Consider the following 1,485-nt stretch of genomic DNA (forward strand, 5'->3'; position numbering starts at 1 on the left):
TCCCTGCGGCGATCTTCCACGTCATGCGGCGAAACTTCAAGAGGCAGGCCGCAAGCGGGGCTGTGCCACGCGGAATGCTTGCGCCAGCGAGAATCCGCTTTTTTGCACAGCAAAGGCCGAGCGCGCAAAAAACGCCTATGGTCGCAGAATTGCTCGTGCGATAGATCTAGCCATGCGTTATGTAATCGTCATTGCCGCCATCGCGTTTTTCCTGATCTGGGATGGCATGTACAATCAGGGCCGCTATCTCGACACAACAGTGAGAGAGCTTAGCCATGTTGTGCGATATGTTACCGGCAGAGCTTAACTCCAGTGGCGGCAGCCGCGACATCCTAGTCGATTGACGCCAACGTCCTGCCGTCACAAAAGACCCCAGCATTTTGATCGAGGAGGCGGGGTTGATCCGGCATATCGTTTTCTTCAGCGCGCGGCGAAAAGAGGATGTCGAGGCTGTGCGCACCGGCTTGCTGGCGCTCGGCAACATTCCTCATTCCAGCCTGTTCGAGGTCACGCTCAACACCAAGGTGGATCCGCTGTCGGACGAGGTCGACGTGGTCGTCTATGCGGAGTTCGCCGATGACGCCGCGCTGGCCGCCTACAAGGCGCACCCGCTCTATGCGCAGACCACCAGCAAGGTCAAACCGATGCGCGAACTGCGCTATTCCGCCGATGTCATTGCCGGAAGCTGATCGAGGCTTTGTCCCAACTGGTGCCTTTTTCGACGTCCGGTGAACTGGCGGGGGCGAAATGGCCGGGATTGCGATCAAGTCTTGAACCGATTTGCGGAATGATGCACATCGCGGCTGCATGACCCGAACCATCACTGGCACTCATCCGCTCGATCACCTGGTGCTGCCAACGCAGAGCCTTGAGGTGGCGCGAGCCCGGCTCGCCGCGCTTGGCTTCGTCGTGGCCCCGACCGGCATCCATCCCTTCGGAACGGAAAACTGCTGTGTTTTCCTGGCCGACGGCACGTATCTCGAACCGCTGGCGGTCGGCGACGAGCAGGTGGCGGCAAAGGCTATCGCGGACGGCAATGTCTTCGTCACGCGTGATCGCGCCTATCGCGACAGCAACGGCGACGAGGGGTTTTCCGCCATTGTTCTAGGTACGGGCAATGCCGATGCCGACCATGCACGCTATGTCGATGCCGGCATCTCGGCGGGAGACATGCTGGGTTTTTCGCGCGCTTTCACCGACCCGGCCGGCAAGAGCGACATCGCATCGTTCAAGCTCGCTTTCGCGGCCGGAGCCAAAGCCACGGACGCCTTCCTGTTTGCCTGCGAGCGGGTCAACGCGCCTGATGTCGACCGCGCGGCTTTGCAGGCCCACGCCAACGGCGCGACCGGAATTGTCGAGATCTTGGCGGTCAGCGATGCGCCTGGAAAGCAGCATGAGTTGATTTCTATCTCGGTGGATAATCCGGCCGCCGAAAGGCAGGGCGGCATGTTTTCCCTGCCGAATGCAGATTTGAGCGTGCTTGAC

Annotated in this window: 3 protein-coding genes; all 3 read left to right on the forward strand. The window is 60.3% G+C overall.

Translation table 11 applies throughout. The annotated features are described in order from the left end of the window. The coding region (locus EN994_RS35740; RefSeq protein WP_127308125.1) for a hypothetical protein at positions 1-307 on the forward strand (307 nt) is incomplete at its 5' end. A gap of 91 nt (positions 308-398) precedes the next feature. Next, entirely contained in the window at positions 399-689 is a 291-nt protein-coding gene (locus tag EN994_RS30990; RefSeq protein ID WP_027163379.1) for a Dabb family protein, read from the forward strand. Between the two features lie 118 nt (positions 690-807). Continuing rightward, positions 808-1,485 (forward strand): VOC family protein (locus tag EN994_RS30995; RefSeq protein ID WP_164746394.1); only part of this gene is annotated, 678 nt, incomplete at its 3' end.

Source organism: Mesorhizobium sp. M7A.F.Ca.CA.002.09.1.1, from assembly GCF_003998555.1.
GTDB lineage: Bacteria > Pseudomonadota > Alphaproteobacteria > Rhizobiales > Rhizobiaceae > Mesorhizobium > Mesorhizobium ciceri.